This is a genomic window from Nonomuraea sp. NPDC050547 (genome assembly GCF_044457345.1).
GTDB lineage: Bacteria > Actinomycetota > Actinomycetes > Streptosporangiales > Streptosporangiaceae > Nonomuraea.
In genome coordinates this window covers 144,470-162,186 of sequence record NZ_JBITGW010000022.1, presented here as the reverse complement: position 1 = coordinate 162,186, position 17,717 = coordinate 144,470, and the positions used below count along the sequence as shown (strand labels likewise).

Sequence of the window (17,717 nt, the reverse complement as noted above, 5' to 3'; positions counted from 1 at the left end):
CCCGCTATGTCGGAGTGTTCACCATGCTGTGCGCCGCGTACACCAGATAGTCCCAGAGCCGCTTCTCCAGGTCCTCGGCCAGCTCCAGATCCTCGACCGCGTCGCGCATGTGCCGCAGCCAGGCTTCCCGCGCGGCCTCGTCGACCTGGAACGGCGCGTGGCGCATGCGCAGCCGCGGATGGCCGCGCTCCTGGCTGTAGGTCGTCGGCCCGCCCCAGTACTGGATCAGGAACCCGCGCAGCCGGTCCTCGGCGCCGGTGAGATCCTCCTCCGGGTACATGGGCCGCAGCAAGGGGTCCTCCTTGACGCCCTCGTAGAAGCGGTGCACGAGGCGCCGGAACGTCTCCTCGCCTCCGACGGCGTCGTAGAAGGAAATCTCAGTCACGGTATAAGCCTAAGTGTTAGGGAGCGATGGCTATTCCCGCCGCGTCCAGGGCGGCCTTGACCCGGAGCCTCAGCTCGCGGGCCACCTCGGCCTGGCGGGCCGGCAGCGTCTTGGCCGAGACCCGGAAGACCAGCGAGCTGTCCGACAGCTGCTCCACGCCGAAGACGCTCGGCTCCTCCACGATCACCGACTCGCGGTACTCGGGGTCCTCCCACAGCTCCGCGGTGACCCGCTGCAGCAGTTCGCGTACGGCGGCCACGTCGGAGTCGTAGGCCACCGGGACGTCCATGTAGGCGCGCGACCAGCCCTGCGACTCGTTGCCGACGCGGGCGATGGTGCCGTTGCGCACGTACCAGACCCGGCCGTCGGCATCGCGCAGCCGCGTCACCCGGAGCGTGACCGCCTCCACCGTGCCCACGGCGGCGCCCACGTCCACGACGTCGCCGACGCCGTACTGGTCCTCCAGCAGCATGAACATGCCCGCGATGAAGTCCTTGACGAGTTCCTGCGCGCCGAAGCCGATCGCCACGCCGAGGATGCCGACGCTGGTGAGCAGCGGGGCGATGGGGATGGTCAGCCGGTCCAGGACGGTCAGCACGGCGGTGCCGATGATGACGATCGAGGCGATGTGCTTGAGCACCGAGCCCATGGTCTCGGCGCGCTGCTTGCGGCGCTCGCTGAGGAGGGCGTCGATGCCGTCGGTGGCGGCGCCGTTCTTGCGGAAACGGCCGGCGATCGGGGTGGTGTTCGACGCCCGGTTGACGACCCGGCCGATGAGGCGGTGCGCCACGTTCCTGATGACGATGGCGATGACCAGGATGAGGATGATCGTGATCGTGGTGGCCACGACGGGCGCCCAGCCGCTGTTGCCCATCAGTTGCGCGAGGCCACTGCAGAACACCGTGTCCTTGCTGCAGAGGTCGGCCATGCCCGTGCCGAACTTGTCGATCGTGTCACTCAAGCCGGTGGAGGACGACGGCGACGGCGACGGTGATGGCTGTGGCGTGACGAGCACGAGGTGGATCCCCTCCGGATGCGGTTCGGTCGACGGTCACTAATGAGCAAATCGCCTCAAAAGATACCGCCGACCGAACCGGCCGCCGTCACATCACGCCGGGGAAGACGGGGTCGCCAGGGCCCGGGGCCGCGGAGGGCGGGCTTGGCGCTCCGGTGACGGACAGCTCGGACGGGACACACACCCGGAAGCATGTCCCGTGCCGTTCTCCGGGAGGGATCCCCCGATGCACCCTCCGGTTCGACCCGGAAGGCGGTCCAAGCGTTACGAGCTGAGAAAGGGCCGGAACCGGCGAGATGCCCAAGGATTCCGCAAACGGAAACCCTCCGCACCGGGCACCCCGCCGGCTCCGAGAGGCCGCGCTGGGCGCGGTGAGCCGAGGTGGCTGCGCTCCACCCGGATCACCGCATGGTCACTCCCCCACCGCGGCGAGCACGCGTGCGACCTTGGTCGCTGCACCGGCCGGATCGTCGGCCGTGTGCATCCGTTCGCCCCATGACCAGCAGTACCACCAGTCGGGGACGTCGGCGTTCGGCCGGCAGGTGACGTTTTCGGACAGGCTGGTGGCCGCTGGATTGATGACCCGTACGAAGAGCCGGCCGGACTGCGTCCGCACTACTCTGGCGAGCAGCCCATGGCTGCAGAGTTCCGCCGCGAGCCTCTCCAAGTGTCCGACGTTGTCGCCTCCCACCTCGATGCCTCCCTTGAATCGTTGCTGGTGAGCAAAAGATGACTCAAGTCGGCCGGTGACGCAACGAGGCCCCCCCGTGCACAGGGAGCGACCTTCTCCCTAGTGGGTTGTAAGAAACAGTCCGCGGGGGGACGATCCTTAACCGTAAGCTTCAAGAGGACGTTTTCAACCTGTCATTAATGGGCCATAGTTCTTGGTAGGCGCAGTGCTATCTTCGGATTACGCTGCGTCAGCGGTAGCGGACCCGTCGGGACGTGTGTGAGAGGGGCCGGGATGTCCGGCAGACAGCACAGGGAAACGGAAATGGCACGGCGGATCCGGGCCAAGGGCCTCGCCGCCGGCCGGACCGCTGCCCAGATCGCTGAGGAGATCCACGAAGCCTGTGAGCCACAGTTCGGGACGACCAAGATCAAAGGTCATCGCCTGAGCCACGGCATCGCGCTGGCAGACGTCATCGAGCAGGTGCGCGCCCTGTTCGAACGAGATGAGAAGCCGCCGCCGGGCATCGGTGAGACGTTGCTGTCGGCGTACGAGAGCGGGCTCAAGCGGCCCGGACCCGAATACCTCCACTACCTGTGCAGCGTCTACCGGGTCGAGCCCAAGTCGCTCGGTTACGACGGCCCCTGCATCTGCGGACACGGGCACCGGATGCCCGGCGTGGTCCGCAGCGAGACGATCGACACCATCGAGATCGACCGCCCGCGCGACATCTGGGTCCCGGCCTCCTCGGCCGAGCCGACGGACGAGGCCGGGGAAGAGCACGAGAACGTCATGCGCAGGACGTTGTTAAAGCTGCTCAGCGGCGACACGTCGCTCAAGCTCGACGCCCAGGTCATCGGCGCCGCCGAGGGCATCAGGAGACGGATGGACGAGATGCTGGTCTCGTCCTCCGTCTCCGCCGCCATGCTCGACCAGTGGGAGGACGCCACTCTCGCGTTCGGCCGGCAGTACACCACGACCGCCCCGCTGCGGCTCCTGTGCGACGTGCTGCTGGAGCTGAGCGCGGTGCGCACCGCGATGTCGCGCAGGCAGCCGATCGACCTTCAGGAACGGCTGTGCCGCATGGCCGCCCAGCTCGCCGGGCTGAGCGGCATGATCATGATCAACCTGGGCGACCACCGGCTGGCCCGATCCTTCTTCCGCACCGGCCGTACCGCGGCCGACGAGACGGGCGACCGGGCCCTGCGCGCGTGGGTCACCGCTCGCGAAGCCCTCGTACCCCTCTATTACGGCGACGCCCGCGAAGCGCTCAACCTCGCGAAGAAGAGCCGCGACCTGGCCGGCCAGACGTCCTGCGCGGCGCAGGCCATGGCGCCGGTCGTCGAGGCCCGCGCGCTCGCCATGATCTCCGGCACCGACAGCAAGAAGGAGATCGTCGACCAGGCCAAGCGCGCGCTGACGCGGGCCAGGACGGCCTTCGCCCACATGAAGGCGCACGAGCAGGAAGACGTCGCCTTCGGCTACACCGAGAAGCAGCTCTACTTTTATCAGGGTGACGTCCTCACCAAGCTCGGGCAGACGCTCGAAGCGGAGGTCGTCCTCGGCCAGGCGCTCGACAAGTACTCCGACCACATCCTCGACCAGACGCTCATCCGCCTGGACCAGGCGCAGTGCCGCCTGATCGAGGGCGACGTCGACGAAGCCCTCAAGATAGGCACGGCCGCTCTCACGAAACTGAGCGACGAGTACCGCACCGAACTCGTCATGCGGCCCGCTCTGCAGCTGGAGCAGTCTGTGAGAGCCAAGGAACCCAACCACCCCGACCTGCCTGGCTACCGGAGTCAGCTCTTCAAGGCGCCCGTCGGGGAAGGGAGCAATGGTGCATGAACCTGAAGATCAGGCGCTACCGCTGGTCTGACCTTGACACGATCCTCGCTCTGCACCGGATCTGCCTCGCGGAGGTGGGCCTGGCACCGGGCGACGGCGTCTACTACGACGACGACTTCCCTCGCATCCAGGAGATCTACCTGGCCTGCGGCGGCGAGTTCCTCGTCGGCGAGGTCGACGGCCGGGTCGTGGCCATGGGCGGTGTCAAGCCCGTCGACGCCGGCATGGCCGAGATGTGCCGCCTGCGGGTGCATCCGCAGTTCCAGCGGCGCGGGTTCGGCCGGGCCATGGTGCAGGCTCTGGAGGCGCGGGCACTGGAGCTCGGCTTCCACAGCGTCCAGGGCGACACCACGCTCAACCAGAAGGCCGCCTTGGCGCTGTACTTCGCGCTGGGGTGGCTGGAGGTCTCACGGCGGCGCGTGGGGTCGCTGACCGTCGTGTTCATCGAGAAGCGCCTCACCTCCGCGGCGGTCGCGGACCGCTGATCCGTCCTTCTCCGGGCGCCAGTCACCACTGGCGCCCTTTCCGCGTCCGGGGGCGCGTGGGAAGAGATGCCCAAGGTGGGCGGGAGAATTGTGGGGAATGGACGATTCGTCAAAGGGGCCGGGTAGGGGTGTGCGGACCCGTGAGTGAGGCCCTTCACTCCGAGTGGTAGAGGAGCCTCACCAGCTCCGGGCTGTACACCGGCGGCTGCTGATTGTAGTGCCATGCTTTTCCCATGGCAGGCGTGCCCGCTCCCCGACCCCTCCTGGGAGCCGTGCTTCTGTTGTTCGTCAGCGCCGCTTGGGGGTCGGCGTTTCCGCTGATGAAGGACCTCATTCACCGGTTACCAGTGGAGGATCTGCTCGCCGAGCGATACACCATCGCGGCGATCACACTCGTTCTCCTCCGGCCGGGGTGTCTGCGGGGGCTTTCGCGGTCCACCTGGACCAACGCGATCGTTCTCGGGGTGATGTTCGGTGTGGGGCAGACGGCCCAGGCGGTCGCGCTGGAGAGTCTGCCCTCCTCGGTGTCCGGTTTCGCGGTGGGGTGCAGCGTGATCATCACGCCGCTCCTCGCGCTGGCGCTCTTCCGGGTCCGCGTCCCGACGCGGGTGTGGATGGGAGTGGCGCTGGCGATGGCGGGGATGACGGTGTTCACCCTGCTGAGCGGGGCCGAGGACCACGAGCTATCCATTGTCGCGCTGGCCGTCACGCTCGGGGCGGCGGCGCTCTACTCGGGGCACACGCTGCTGCTGGCGCGGGTGTCCAGGGCCGGGCAAGGCTACGACGCCTATGCCGTCACCGTCATCCAGCTGGCCACGATCGGCCTGTTCACCGGCGCCTTCGCGGCGCGCGACGGGATCGTGGTCCCGTCCACCGGGGGCGACTGGATGATCCTGGCGCACCTGTCCGTGGTGGCGTGCGCGCTGGGCTTCCTGGCACGTTCCTACGGGCAGATCCACGTGCCGGCGGTGCCGAGCGCGGTGCTGATGTCGTCGCAACCGCTCTGGGTGGCGGCGATCGCGGTGCTGTGGTTCAGCGAGCCGGTCGGGATGAGCCTGATCATCGGCGGCGGGCTCATGGCGGGGGCGATGCTGCTCGTCGTGCCCGGCCGCGGCGGTCCGCCGATGGCGGGCGAGGCGGAGAAGACCGAGCAGCCGCCGCCGGGCTCCGACGCCGGGCTGCTGCGGGTCTCGCGCCGCGCGGCGAAGGTCCTCGCGGACCTTCGGGTCAAACGCGACGATCCACTCAGGTTGGTCCGTACGGCGCTGCCGATCGTTCCGGTCAAGGCGATGGCCTGCGCGGAACGGGAGTCGTGCCCATGGAACAACCGAGCCGTCAAGGGCAGCGGCGAGCCGAGTCTCGACCGCCTGCTCCAGCGTGCCACGGCGATCGTCCGGGCGCGCTCGGCCACGGGACCGGGGTGCTGCCAGTCGGTGACCTTGCTGGGTCGCTGCCTGTGCACGCTCATCGAGGAAGCCGAACAGCAGAAGGTCACGGCCGCAAGCTGGTTTCGGCCCAACTAATCAACAAATAACGGCCAATAAGCTACAACAAGTTCTAACCTATTGGCCTCCGGCTTATTCCTTATAAATCTTGATATTCGGTGGAGTGTCCGAATAATGGTGAATTACCCCGTACTAGAGAGGTACACCATGAAGCGCATCGTCGTCCGTAAGCCAGGAACCGCGAAGCTTACCGGGACCTCCAGCGTCATTCACCAGGGGTGATCGAGAAGAGGTCCCATCTCAGGGTTCAGGGTGCACCACCGGCCCGAGTGGACGACATGGCGTTGCTGGTGCCGCCGATCGACGCGCACCGGCTGCCTCATGGTCCCTATACCGTCGGGGCAGCGCTACTGCACCACCTCGTGCCGGCCGCCATGGAACGTTCCGAACGTCTCGTGGCGGCCCACGACATCGAGATCCGTGCGGCGGCGCCCGGTCTTCGCGACCGGGTGCCGGCCCGCCGGGTGACGCTCGACGCCGAACTGCCCGACGACGAGCGGATCCTGGTCCCCGCGCCCCGCCGTACGCTGAGGATCGCCAACGGACTGGCCGAGTTCGTGCGCGCGGCCGCTGCGCCCGGCGGCGCCGTCGTGGTGAGCAACGCGGCATGGGCCGACCCCACCGACGCCGAACTGCTGACCGTGCTGATGCGCAGGGTTCCGGCGGAGGTGCTGAGCTTCACCGTCTATGAAGACGGTCCCGACCATCCCGGCGACGAGCGCGACGCCGAGGAACTGTGGCGCGTCGTCGATCGGTGCGTGCGGGAGGGGTTCCTGCACGCGGTGGCCGAACTGGGCGAGCGCGGCATGGACCGAGCCCCGGCCGGAGGAACCCTGTGGTGGCGCTTCGCCCAGCGCACCGCGACCGCGCTCGGCGGGCTCGGCCGTGCCCGGGAGGCGCGGGCGCTGTGGGAGCACGTGCGGCGCGTGAGCCAGGATCCGGCCGTCCACGCCGCCGGCGCGTACGGCACCGCCATGCTGGACGCCCGCCACCCCGATCCCGCGCAACGCGACCTGGGCCGGGCCCGCGCCTGGCTCAACCAGGCGATCGCCATCTCGACCCTGCTGCCCGACCCGGTCGAGCGCGCCTTCAAGCTCGGCTTCGACCGCAACGGCCTGGCCCTGGTGGAGCTGCGGCTCGGCAACGCCGGGCGGGCGCTGGAGCTGGTCGAGTCGGCGCTTCAGCTGGCCAAGGAACTGGGGGAGCGGCACCCGGTGCACCGGATGGTGTTGCTGGCCAACCGCGCGCAACTGCTGGCCGGAGCGGGCCGTACGCGCGAGGCGCTCCAGGACTACGACGCGGCGATCGCGCTGGACCCGGCCTTCCCCGACTACTACGTCGACCGCGGGAACCTGCGCTTCCGGCTCGGCCGGTATGCCGAGGCGCTGGCCGACTACGAAGCGGCGATCGAGGCGGGCCCGCCGCTGCCCGAGGCGTACTACAACCGGGCCGAGCTGCGCCTGGCCGAGGGCGACGAGGAAGGCGCCCTGGCCGACCTGGGCCACGTGATCGTGCTGGATCCCGGCTACCTCGACGCCTACATCAACCGAGCCGGCCTGCTGGCCGCCGCCGAGCGGGACGAGGAGGCCAGGACCGACGTGACGGCCGGGCTGCTGCTGGCGCCGGGCAACCCGCACCTGCTGGCCGTGCTCGGTCAGCTGGAGACGTCCGCGGGCCGGTACGACGCCGCGCACGAGGCGTTCGAGCTGGCCCTCGCGGCGGCGCCCGAGCTGGCCGCGGCCTGGGCCAACCGGGGCGTGCTGCGCTACGAGACGGGAGATCTGGAGGGCGCGGTGGCCGACCTGACGCGGGCGCTGGAGCTGGAACCGCAGGCCGACGTGCACGCCAACCGGGCCGTCGCGCTGCGCGAGCTGGGCCGGACCACGGAGGCCGCCTGGGACGAGAAGCGGGCCGCCGACCTCGCGTAGATCACGATGATTGGCCATGATGGGGCCATGCGGGGGCGGTGGGCGAGGGCGGCGGCGGTCTACGCCGCGCTGGGGCTGGTGTGGTGGGCCAGTGTCGAGCTGGTCTACCAGGCCGTCGGCTGCGAGGACTGGGGATGCCTGGCCACGCTGCTCGGGTCCCAGGCGGCGATCTCGGCGGCGGTGCTGGTCGGCGCCGGGTACCTGCTGCGGCTGGTGAACGTGGCACGGGCGGCGGCGACCGGGTGGCTGGCCGCGGTGCTGGTCGCGCTGGTCCTGCTGGGGCAGTGGGTGCTGCCGGTGTGGACCGACACGGTGCCGGACAGCGTGTCGGCGGTGATGGCGTTCGGGCTGAGCGGGGCGGCCGCGGCGGTGGTGACGGAGCGCGGGCTGCCGGGATGGCTGCGGGTGCTGGTGCTCCTGGTCGTGGGGTCGGCTGTCCCGCTGACGCTGGCGTGGGTCCTGGCCACCGGAAACGGCTGACCGGGGTGAACGCCGGGCCGCGTTCGCGCTGGACGGTCGGGGTGGGCGCCTGGGCGGGCTTGTGCCGGGCGATCGGGTGAGCGCCCGGCGGGGCCGTACCGGAAAAGTCAGGCGGGGAAGACCTGGACGTGCGCGTCGGCGACGCGCACGCGGACCTCGTCGCCCGGTGTGAGGCCGGATGCCGCGCGCGAGGAGATGTCGGCGAAGACCGTGGCGGGGTGGCCGTTGACCTGGACCTGCGTGTAGACGCGGGTGGTGGCGCCGAGGAAGACGGTGACGTCCACGGTGGCGCGGGCGCCCTCGCCTTCGCCTTCGCGGGAGAGCTCGACGTCCTCGGGGCGGAACATGGCGAGGACCCGCTCCGACGGTGCGGGCACGTCGAACGCCCCGCCCGCGCGCACCCTGCCGTCGACCGCGGACAGTTCGAGCGTGTTGCGGTTGCCGACGAAGCCGGCGGCGAAGCGGGTCGAGGGCGCGGTGTAGATCTCGGCGGGCGGGCCGCACTGCTCGATGTCGCCGGCGTTCATGACCGCGACGCGGTCGGAGATGGCCAGCGCCTCGGCCTGGTCGTGGGTGACGAAGACGGTGGTGATGCCGACCTGGTGCTGGATGCGGCGGACCTCGTCGCGCAGCCGGGTGCGTACCTGGGCGTCGAGGGCGGACAGCGGCTCGTCGAGCAGCAGCACCTCGGGGCCGGGCGACAGGGCGCGGGCCAGCGCGACGCGCTGCTGCTGGCCGCCGGACAGCTGGTTCGGCAGCCGGTCGCCCAGCTGGTCGAGGCCGACGAGGGCGAGCATCTCGTCCACGCGCTCCCGCGTGCGCCCGCGGTCCTCCTTGCGCACGGTGAGCGGGAAGGCGACGTTGCCGCGGACGGTGAGGTTGGGGAAGAGCGCGTAGGACTGGAAGACCATCCCGATCGGCCGCTTCCTGACCGGCACACCGGACATGTCGGCCCCGCCGATGGTCAGCCGGCCGCTGTCGAAGGCGGTCAGGCCGGCGATGCAGCGCAGCAGCGTGGTCTTGCCGCAGCCGGAGGGTCCGAGCAGCGCCAGCATCTCGCCCTGTTCCACGTGGACGCTGACGCCGTTGAGCGCGGTGTGGCCGGAAAAGCGCTTGGTGATGCGGTCGAGTACGACATGGCTCATGAGATGGTGTTCCCTCCCATGCTCGCGCTCACCCGGCCGCGGCCGAGCCAGACGACCAGGGCGGACAGCGCGAACAGCAGGCCGAAGGTGAAGATGGTGACGACGGCGAGCGCGTTGGGGTCGCCGAGCGTACGGGAGACGAACTGGCGGGCCGACCACAGCGGAAGCGTCTCGAAGCTGACGCCGGTGAGGATCTTGGCCAGCGCGAACTCGTTCATGGCGGTCGCGATGACCAGCAGCGCGCCGGAGACGACGCCGCCGCGGATGGCCGGCACGATGACCTTGACCAGCGTCCGCATCGGGCCGGCCCCGCACGTCGCCGCGGCCTCGCTCAGCTGTACGGCTCCCGCCGCCAGCAGCGAGCTCTCCACCGCCCGGTACATGAACGGGAAGGCGATCGCCGCGGTCGAGGCCGCCAGCAGCCAGAACGTGCCGAACAACTGCGGCGCCACCGACTTGGTGACGAGCTGGATCCCCGCCCCCACGACCACCCACGGGATCGCGAACGGGATGACGGCGATCGTCTGGATCATCGAGCCGATGCGCGGATTGTGCACCACCGACCAGTACGCGGCGGGCACGACCAGCACGATCTCGATGGCGACCACCACGGCCGACAGCAGCAGCGAACGCCCGAGCGCGCCGACCACGTCCGGCTTGGCGAAGACGTTGATCCAGTGGCTCAGCGTGTAGCCGTCGGGCAGCGGGGTGTCGGTCCACCGCGTGGCCACCGAGTAGAGCAGCGCGGCCAGCAGCGGCAGGCCGAAGTAGACGGCCAGCAGGCCGAGGAGGACACGTCTGGTCACAACCACCTCGCGGCGCGCTTGAGGCAGAGCCGGTAGAGCACGGTGGCTCCGATGGCCAGGATCATGAGCAGCACCGACAGGACGGCGGCGCGGCCGAGGCCGAAGACCGAGGTCTCCAGCGTGGTGCCGATCTGCAGGGTGATGAGTTTCTGCGAGCCCGGCGAGGCGGCCACCGCGTACGCGACGGCGTAGACCCCGATCGTCCAGGTGAAGACGAGCAGCCAGCCGGCGGCCACGAACGGCGCCAGCACCGGGACGCCGACATACCGCCAGAACTGCCAGCGGGTCGCCTTGCAGACCTCGGCCGCCTCCTGCCAGTCGTCCTTGAGCACGCTCAGCGCGGGCAGCGTGAGCAGGACGAACATCGGCACGTTGAAGTACAGGTAGACCAGGTTCATGCCGTTGAAGGAGCCGGTCGAGGGGAACGGGTTGCCCTCGATGCCGAGCAGCGCCTTCAGGATGAGCGTCAGCATGCCGGTGGAGCCGATCAGCGCGACGAAGCCGAAGGCCAGGCCGATGCCGGCGAAGTTCGACGCCACGTTCATGAGCGAGAGCCAGAAGGCACGCCCGCCCAGCCGCATCCGGGTGATCAGCCAGGCCGCGGGGGCGCCGATCGCGGTGGCCAGCGTGGCCTGCGCGACGCCGAGCGCCAGCGAGCCGCCGATGGCCTGGCGGTCCACGGGGTTGCTCGCGACCTTGGTGATGTGCTCGAAGCCGAGACCGCCGTGCGGCAGCGCGAAGCTCTCGTACACCAGCATGATCGCGGGCAGCACCAGCGTGGCCGCCGTGAACAGCAGCAGGGGCAGCGCGGGCCCCCACTTGGTGAGGAATCTGCGGGGGGACGACCGGCGCGTGAGGATCGCCGGTCGTCCCTCTACGTGGGAGGTCACGCGAGAACCTTGGCCTCCCAGTCGGCGACGATCGTCTCGACGTTGACCTTGGTGATCTCGATCTCCTTCACGGGGGCGTACGCGCTTTCCGGCAGCCAGTTGGCCTTCGCCTCGGCCGGGACCCGGAGGTCGCCGTTCAGGGCGCGGATGGGGCGGGCGCCGAACTTGGCGAACAGGAGCTGGGCCTCGTCGGACAGCACGTACTCGAGGAAGCCCTTGAGGAAGTCGCCCTTCTGGGTGTTGTACCTGTTGATGATCAGGCCGGAGGGCGACCAGACGGAGCCGTCGGCCGGGATGATCACCTCGACGTTGACGTTCTTCTCCTTCAGCGCGGCCTTCTGCGCGATGCCGTTGAAGTCGTAGTTGATCTGGATGGGGGCCTCGCCCTTCTCCAGCGTCTCCTCGCTCATCTTGACGTCGCTGAGGTTGCCGGCGTCCTTGAGCTTCTTGAAGTAGCCGTAGGCGGGGGCCAGGTTCTCGGCCGAGCCGCCGTTGGCGACGGCGGCGGCCACGACCATGGCCTGGCCGGTGCCGGACGAGGCCGGGTTCTTGGTGGAGATCATGCCCTTGTACTCGGGCTTGAGCAGGTCGGCCCAGCTCTTGGGCGGGTTCTTGACCTTGTCGGTGTTGACCACGAAGGCGGGCGCGCCGACGAAGGTGGCGACCCAGCCGCCCTTGCCCTTCTGCCAGTCCTTGAGCTTGGCCGCCGACGGCGGCTGGTAGACGGGCACCACGCCCTTGGCCTCGGCGACCGGGCCCCACATCAGGCCGATGTCGCTGGCCGTGGCGATGGGGTTGGCCTTCTCCGCGTCGATGCGGACGATCTCCTCCGAGGAGGACATGTCGGTGTCCTTGTGGGCGCAGGTGCCGTTGTGCTTGGCGCAGAACGCCTTCACCACCTCGCCGTAGTTGGCCCAGTCGGGGGCCAGGCCGTACGTGGGCAGGTCCTTGCCCTGCTCGGCGATCTTCGCTGCGTCCGGTGCGGCGGCCCAGTCGTAGTCACTCGCGCCCGCTCCGCCACAGGCCGTCAGCGCGAACAGGGATGCGAGAGCAACCCCGATACGAAGTTTCATCCTTTATCTACCCTTCTGAGGGATTTCGCACCGAATGCTGGCTTATGTCGGATATCCCTCGGGCTTCAAGGAGGTGAATTCGGGGTGAACTCGCGCCTTGCCATCGAGAGGGGTGGCTTTCGGCATGTCTAGTCCAGGTGTACGGCCCGGCCAATGTGTGAATTGCCTATGGCGGCCATAGGCAGAGGCGTATAGCCGCTGTCTATCGGGGGCATCAGGCTTATCCCCCTTGTCCGGAACATCCCTGGCAATGAGGCTTTGCCGTACTAGACCATGAGAGGAAAGGAACTCGATGGCGACGATCCCGAGTCGCTACCTGCTCAACCACATCGGAGGCGAATGGCGTGCCCCCGAGAGCGGGCAGACCCGGCCGAACATCAACCCGGGCGACGTCTCCGACCACATCGGGGACTTCGCCGAGTCCGGCGGCGCCGACGTCGAACTGGCCGTCGAGGCGGCCGCCGCGGCCATGCCGGCGTGGAAGGCGCTCGGGCCGATCAAGCGGGCCGAGTACCTGCGGGCAGCCGAGCGCCTCATCGAGGAACGGGCCGAGGACTTCGCCCAGGCGATCACCCGTGAGCAGGGCAAGCTGCTCAAGGAGGCCCGCGGCGAGGTGAAGCGGGCCCTCGCCATCCTCGACTTCACCGCGGGGGAGGGGCGGCGGCTCAAGGGCGAGACGCTGCCGGCGGAGGAGCCGCGGACGTTCGCCTACACCTTCCGCGCGCCCATCGGCGTCGTCGGGCTGGTCACGCCGTGGAACTTCCCGCTGGCCATCCCGATGTGGAAGGTCGCGCCCGCGCTGCTGGCCGGGTGCGGGGCGGTGCTCAAGCCGTCGCCGTTCACGCCGCTGACCGCGGCGCTGCTGGTCGAGGCGTTCGTGGACGCGGGCGTGCCCGCCGGGGTGCTCAACCTCGTGCAGGGCGACATCGCCGCGGGCGAGGCGCTGGTCTCCCACCCGAGGGTGGCCGGCATCAGCTTCACCGGATCGCTGCCGGTGGGCCTGGCCATCCACACCGCCGGCGCGCCTCGCCTGCTGCGCACGCAACTGGAACTCGGGGGCAAGAACGCCGTGCTGGTGCTGGCCGACGCGGACCTCGACAAGGCGGTGAAGGCCACGGCGTTCGGCGCCTTCGGCCAGTCCGGGCAGCGGTGCAGCGCCACCTCACGGGTCATCGTGGACAAGGCCGTCAAGGAGCGGTTCCTGGACAGGCTGGTCGCCGAGGTCGCCCAGATCAAGGTCGGCGCCGACATCGGCCCGGTGATCAACGAGGCGCGCATGCAGGCCTGCCTGGACGCGATCAGAACGGCCCAGGAGACCGGCGCGAAGGTCGTGGCGGGCGGCGGCCGCGCTCCCGGCGACGGCTTCTACGTCGAGCCGACCGTGCTGCGCGACGTGCCGTGGGACAGCGAGATCGCCCAGGAGGAGATCTTCGGGCCGGTGCTCTCCGTGGTCGACTGCGACGGGTTCGACGACGCCATGCGCATCTCCAACTCCGTCAAGTACGGCATGAGCGGCACCATCTTCACCCAGGACCCGGCCCTCATCTTCGAGGCGCTGGAACGCTTCGAGGCCGGGATGCTGCACGTCAACCGGCCGGGTGTGGGCGCGTACGCGCACCTGCCGCACATGGGCGCCAAGTTGTCGCAGTTCGGCCCGCCCGAGTGTTCGCCGCAGGTCTGGGACTTCTACACCGAGTGGCGGTCGGCGTGCGTAAGTTACTGACCGCCACCGAGGCCGTGTCCCGGTTCGTCGAACCCGGCGCGGTCGTCGGGATGGGTGGGCAGAACATCAACCGTTGCCCGATGGCGCTGGTCCACGAGGTGATCAGGCAGGGGATCGGCGGGCTCACCGTGGTGGGCTGCAACCTGTCGCTGCCGCTGGACATGCTGGTCGCCTCCGGGCTGGTCGCCCGTACCGAGCAGGGCACGGGCAACCTTGAGCGGTACGGCACGCTGTTCGCCTGGCGGCGGGCGGTGGAGCGGGGCGAGGTGTCGGTGGGCGACCACTCCCACCTGGCCATGGCCACGCGGTTCGCGGCGGGGGCGCTCGGGCTGCCGTTCCTGCCGACGCGCAGCCTGCTCGGGACGGATCTGCTGGAGGACCTGGTGACCTCCGGGGTGGCCGTCGAGTCGGTGGATCCGTGGACGAACAAGCCCGTGGTGCTGCTGAAGGCGTTGACACCGGACGTGGCGGTGATTCACGCGAATCGCGCCGACACTTCCGGAAATATCGTGATCGAGGGGGTTACGTCGCATGAAGTGGACATGGTCCGGGCGGCGCGCGTCACCATCGTCTCGGCCGAGCAGGTGCTGCCCGCCGGCGCCTTCGCCGACCGGCCCGAGCAGGTGACCATCCCCGAGGCGTACGTCACCGCCGTCGTCGAGCAGCCCTTCGGCGCCTTCCCGACCTCCGTGTACCGGGCCTACGACTTCGCCGAGGCGGAGATCAAGGAGTACCAGGCGCTGGGCCGTACCGGGGACGGGGAGTTGCGCGCCTGGATCGCGGCCAACCTCGGCGGCGGTTTCGACGACTACCTCAAGACCCGCGACGCGTCCGGCGCCCTGCGCGACGGCCTCGTGGAGCAGATGCGGAGACTGGTGTGAGCGACGTGACCAGGGGAGGCGGCGAGGCGCTGCCGCGCGAACTGCTCGTGGTCGAGGGCGCCCGGCAGATCCGCGACGGCGACCTGGTCATCGTGGGCACCGGGCTGCCGCTGCTGGCCGCCACCCTGGCGCAGAAGACGCACGCCCCCGAGGCCAAGCTGGTCATCGAGTCGGGGGTGGTGTTTCCCAAGGTGGTGCCCACCCCGGTCTCGGTCGTGGACCCGAGGCTGATGCGCGGCGCCGCCCGGCACGGCTCGCTGTTCGAGGCCCTCGGCGGGCTCGTCCAGCGGGGGCTGGTCAGGACCGGGTTCCTGGGCGGCGCGCAGGTGGACGAGTACGCGAACATCAACTCCACCTGGGTCGCCAGGCCGGACGGCTCGCAGGTGCGGCTGCCGGGCAGCGGTGGGGCGAACGACATCGCCAGCCATTGCTCGCAGGTCGTCATCCTGACAAATCATGAAAGGCGGCGGTTCCCGGCTCGGTGTGACTACATCACCAGCCCGGGGTTCCTGGGCGGGCCGGGGGAACGCGCCAAAGCCGGACTCGGCCCCCTGCGCGTCAAGGTCGTCACCGACCTGTGCGTGATGGAGGCCGAGGACTCGGCCCTCACCGTCACGGCGCTGATGCCGGGCGCGACGGCGGACGCCGTACGCGAGCACACCGGGTTTGTCCCGAAATTTCGTGAGTCGCTGGACCTTGTGGTCCCGCCGGACCCCGAGGAGATCCGCCTCCTGCGCGAGGAGATCGACCCGGCATGTGTGTACTTCCCAGAGAGGAAACCCCGTTGACCGACAAGAAGCCTTTCGCCTGGGAAACGGCGATCGCGTGGAAGAACAAGGACCGCATCGTCGTACGCGGCTACGACGTCAACGAGCTGACCGGCAACATCTCCTTCGCCGAGCACTTCCACCTGGTGCTGAAGGGCGAGCTGCCCACGCCCGAGGTCGGCAGGATGACCGACGCGATCATGGTGAACATGGCCGAGCACGCCATGTCCCCCTCTTCGGCCACGGTCCGCTTCGCCACCAGCGGCGGCGCCGAGCTCAACTCCGCCGTGGCCGCCGGCGTCGCCGGCATCGGCCGCCTGCACGGCACCGCCGACCGCCCGGCCGAGCTGTTCCTGAAGGTCGCCGCGCGGGCCGAGGCGGAGGGCATCGCCGACACCGAGGCCGCCGCGAAGGTCGTCGCCGAGATGCGCGCGATCAAGGAGCGCATGCCCGGCTTCCACCACGCCCAGCACATCCGCGACCCGCGTACGGTCCGCCTGATGGAGCTGTCGGACAAACTCGGCGTCACCGGCCGGTACGTCACGATCGCCCGCGCGATGGAGGACGCCACCGAGGCCGTCTTCGGCCGCCGGATCTGGATCAACGGCCCCGGCGCCATGGGCTGCATCGGCCTCGACATGGGCTACGAGCCGCCGCAGCTCAAGGCGTTGTTCATCGTGTGCAGGTCGCTGTCGCTGTGCGCGCACTCGATCGAGGAGATGACCAGGGAGAAGGGCTGGCGCGCCTCGTCGAACTCGCACATGGTCCAGCCGCTGGACCTGTCGATGCAGGGTCCGGACAACTACGACGGTCCGGCCGACCGCACGCTCGGCTAACCAGCGGTGACGCCTGGGACCAGTGATGTCCATTAGCGGACAAAGGGCATTCTGGTCCTCCGGGTAGGCGATAACGTGATCGCTTCGGGGTCGGGGGGCTTCGCGCTCAGGCCTGGAGGCACGCATGGCGGTGAGGTCTCCCGTGTCCGCGGTGATCTCGATGGTGATGGCGTTCGGACTCGGGACGGCGGGCGGGTGCGGCCACGCCGACCGGCCGGGAGCCCGCGTCCCCGAGACCGCCGCCCTGTCCTTCCTGCCACAGGTCGCGGTGCCCGACCTCGTGGGGCGCCAGCTGGCGGTGGTCCAGCGTGAGGTGCAGGGCCTCGGTCTGGTCCTCACGCCGAAGGGCATCTCGCCGCTGTCGGTCTGCCGCCCGGACGAGGTCTGCCGCATCTTCGCGGTACGGCCCGCCCCCGGCACCAAACTCGCCTGGGGCGCCAAGGTCGAGGTCTCGTTCCTGACCGCCGCCGAGTCCCGCTTCTACCGCGAGCACCCCCGCATGCCGCGCGTCGTGGGCAGGAGCGGCGCCTGGGCGGCGATCGTGTTCCAGCCGGTCATGGGCCTGGTGGACGTGGCGACCCAGCCCGAGCGCGGCCTTCCGCGCGGCACCGACCGGGTGCTGCTCCAGTCACCGCAGCCGGGCACTCCATTGGTGTTCGGCCAGCCGGTCAAGTTCGTCGTGGGTGAGAGCCGGGCCGGCCGGCCGTGCGGCGTGCGCTGGTGGTGCTGACGCCGGTCACCCGGGCCGGTGATCACTGCCGTAGAGGTGCACCCGCCGGCCGCGGTAGTCGAGGTCGCGCAGGTGGCGGTGGCCGATGCGCTCGGCGACCGAGATCGAGCGGGTGTTTCCCGGCAGGATCAGCGAGATCACCTGTTCGGCGCCGAGTTCGGTGAAGCAGTAGGCCAGGGCGGCCCTGGCCGCCTCGGTGGCATAGCCCTTGCCCCAGTGCTCGCGGGCCAGGCACCATCCGACGCCCAGGCCGGGGAAGCCGTGCGGCTGCCAGGGTCCCGCCCGGCCGACGAAGCGGCCGCTCGCCTTCTCCACCAGCGCCCAATGGGAGTAGCCGAGGATCTCGCGATGGCCGATGAACGTGGCCAGGCTGCGCCAGGCGTCGGCCGGCGTGGTGCCCACGGTCTCGGCGAGCCCGCCGGCCACGTCGGGGTCGGCGAGCATGGCGGCGTAGGCGTCGAAGTCGGACCCGGTCAGCGGACGCAGAATCAGCCGTTCAGTTTCCATGATCCCAGTATTGACAGCAGGGCCGCGCGGAGAGACCGTGTTC

General features: G+C 69.8%; 18 protein-coding genes. 10 read left to right on the top strand and 8 right to left on the bottom strand.

Going from position 1 to position 17,717, the window contains the following annotated elements; translation table 11 throughout:
• Nucleotides 1-4: 4 nt before the first annotated feature.
• The 3 genes from ACIBHY_RS43935 to ACIBHY_RS43925 form a co-directional block, all read right to left on the bottom strand.
• The gene (locus ACIBHY_RS43935; protein ID WP_397255022.1) at nt 5-385 is read right to left on the bottom strand and encodes a globin; all 381 of its coding nucleotides are present in this window, start codon (nt 383-385) and stop codon (nt 5-7) included.
• Nucleotides 386-401: 16 nt separating this feature from the next.
• Nucleotides 402-1,346, bottom strand: coding sequence for a mechanosensitive ion channel family protein (locus tag ACIBHY_RS43930; protein WP_397255024.1), 945 nt, complete (start codon nt 1,344-1,346; stop codon nt 402-404).
• A gap of 466 nt (nt 1,347-1,812) precedes the next feature.
• Nucleotides 1,813-2,067: a hypothetical protein gene (locus tag ACIBHY_RS43925; RefSeq protein ID WP_397255026.1), complete on the bottom strand. Its 255-nt coding sequence runs from the start codon at nt 2,065-2,067 to the stop codon at nt 1,813-1,815.
• Between the two features lie 297 nt (nt 2,068-2,364).
• Between ACIBHY_RS43925 and ACIBHY_RS43920 the strand changes: the two genes are divergently transcribed.
• From ACIBHY_RS43920 to ACIBHY_RS43900, 5 genes are all read left to right on the top strand, one after another.
• Nucleotides 2,365-3,918 carry an XRE family transcriptional regulator gene (locus ACIBHY_RS43920; RefSeq protein WP_397255027.1) on the top strand — a complete coding sequence of 518 codons (1,554 nt, stop codon included), beginning with the start codon at nt 2,365-2,367 and terminating at the stop codon, nt 3,916-3,918.
• Nucleotides 3,915-4,403 carry a GNAT family N-acetyltransferase gene (locus tag ACIBHY_RS43915; RefSeq protein WP_397255029.1) on the top strand — a complete coding sequence of 163 codons (489 nt, stop codon included), beginning with the start codon at nt 3,915-3,917 and terminating at the stop codon, nt 4,401-4,403. Before ACIBHY_RS43920 ends, ACIBHY_RS43915 begins: the two co-directional genes overlap by 4 nt.
• Nucleotides 4,404-4,636: 233 nt before the next feature.
• The gene (locus tag ACIBHY_RS43910; RefSeq protein ID WP_397255031.1) at nt 4,637-5,926 is read left to right on the top strand and encodes a DMT family transporter; all 1,290 of its coding nucleotides are present in this window, start codon (nt 4,637-4,639) and stop codon (nt 5,924-5,926) included.
• 260 nt (nt 5,927-6,186) lie between these two features.
• Nucleotides 6,187-7,836, top strand: coding sequence for a tetratricopeptide repeat protein (locus tag ACIBHY_RS43905; RefSeq protein ID WP_397309833.1), 1,650 nt, complete (start codon nt 6,187-6,189; stop codon nt 7,834-7,836).
• A gap of 27 nt (nt 7,837-7,863) precedes the next feature.
• Nucleotides 7,864-8,316, top strand: coding sequence for a hypothetical protein (locus ACIBHY_RS43900; RefSeq protein ID WP_397309832.1), 453 nt, complete (start codon nt 7,864-7,866; stop codon nt 8,314-8,316).
• Nucleotides 8,317-8,423: 107 nt separating this feature from the next.
• On the opposite strand, the gene ACIBHY_RS43895 is transcribed toward ACIBHY_RS43900, so the two are convergent.
• The 4 genes from ACIBHY_RS43895 to ACIBHY_RS43880 are packed head-to-tail and all read right to left on the bottom strand — an operon-like array spanning nt 8,424 to nt 12,230.
• Complete coding sequence (locus ACIBHY_RS43895; RefSeq protein ID WP_397309831.1) at nt 8,424-9,461, bottom strand: ABC transporter ATP-binding protein; 1,038 nt, start codon at nt 9,459-9,461, stop codon at nt 8,424-8,426.
• On the bottom strand, nt 9,458-10,267 hold the full coding sequence (locus ACIBHY_RS43890; protein WP_397255039.1) for an ABC transporter permease: 810 nt from the start codon (nt 10,265-10,267) through the stop codon (nt 9,458-9,460). Before ACIBHY_RS43890 ends, ACIBHY_RS43895 begins: the two co-directional genes overlap by 4 nt.
• Nucleotides 10,264-11,157 carry an ABC transporter permease gene (locus ACIBHY_RS43885; RefSeq protein WP_397309830.1) on the bottom strand — a complete coding sequence of 298 codons (894 nt, stop codon included), beginning with the start codon at nt 11,155-11,157 and terminating at the stop codon, nt 10,264-10,266. The genes ACIBHY_RS43890 and ACIBHY_RS43885 overlap by 4 nt, the downstream gene beginning before the upstream one ends.
• Nucleotides 11,154-12,230, bottom strand: coding sequence for an extracellular solute-binding protein (locus ACIBHY_RS43880; RefSeq protein WP_397255043.1), 1,077 nt, complete (start codon nt 12,228-12,230; stop codon nt 11,154-11,156). The genes ACIBHY_RS43885 and ACIBHY_RS43880 overlap by 4 nt, the downstream gene beginning before the upstream one ends.
• Before the next feature lie 292 nt (nt 12,231-12,522).
• Between ACIBHY_RS43880 and ACIBHY_RS43875 the strand changes: the two genes are divergently transcribed.
• From ACIBHY_RS43875 to ACIBHY_RS43855, 5 genes are all read left to right on the top strand, one after another.
• On the top strand, nt 12,523-13,953 hold the full coding sequence (locus ACIBHY_RS43875; RefSeq protein ID WP_397309829.1) for an aldehyde dehydrogenase family protein: 1,431 nt from the start codon (nt 12,523-12,525) through the stop codon (nt 13,951-13,953).
• Entirely contained in the window at nt 13,938-14,834 is an 897-nt protein-coding gene (locus tag ACIBHY_RS43870) for a CoA transferase subunit A (protein WP_397255047.1), read from the top strand. The genes ACIBHY_RS43875 and ACIBHY_RS43870 overlap by 16 nt, the downstream gene beginning before the upstream one ends.
• Nucleotides 14,831-15,622: a CoA-transferase subunit beta gene (locus ACIBHY_RS43865; protein WP_397309828.1), complete on the top strand. Its 792-nt coding sequence runs from the start codon at nt 14,831-14,833 to the stop codon at nt 15,620-15,622. The genes ACIBHY_RS43870 and ACIBHY_RS43865 overlap by 4 nt, the downstream gene beginning before the upstream one ends.
• Nucleotides 15,619-16,437: a citrate/2-methylcitrate synthase gene (locus ACIBHY_RS43860; RefSeq protein WP_397255051.1), complete on the top strand. Its 819-nt coding sequence runs from the start codon at nt 15,619-15,621 to the stop codon at nt 16,435-16,437. The genes ACIBHY_RS43865 and ACIBHY_RS43860 overlap by 4 nt, the downstream gene beginning before the upstream one ends.
• 124 nt (nt 16,438-16,561) lie before the next feature.
• The gene (locus tag ACIBHY_RS43855) at nt 16,562-17,167 is read left to right on the top strand and encodes a hypothetical protein (RefSeq protein ID WP_397255053.1); all 606 of its coding nucleotides are present in this window, start codon (nt 16,562-16,564) and stop codon (nt 17,165-17,167) included.
• Between the two features lie 6 nt (nt 17,168-17,173).
• On the opposite strand, the gene ACIBHY_RS43850 is transcribed toward ACIBHY_RS43855, so the two are convergent.
• Nucleotides 17,174-17,674: a GNAT family N-acetyltransferase gene (locus tag ACIBHY_RS43850; protein WP_397309826.1), complete on the bottom strand. Its 501-nt coding sequence runs from the start codon at nt 17,672-17,674 to the stop codon at nt 17,174-17,176.
• Nucleotides 17,675-17,717 lie beyond the last annotated feature (43 nt).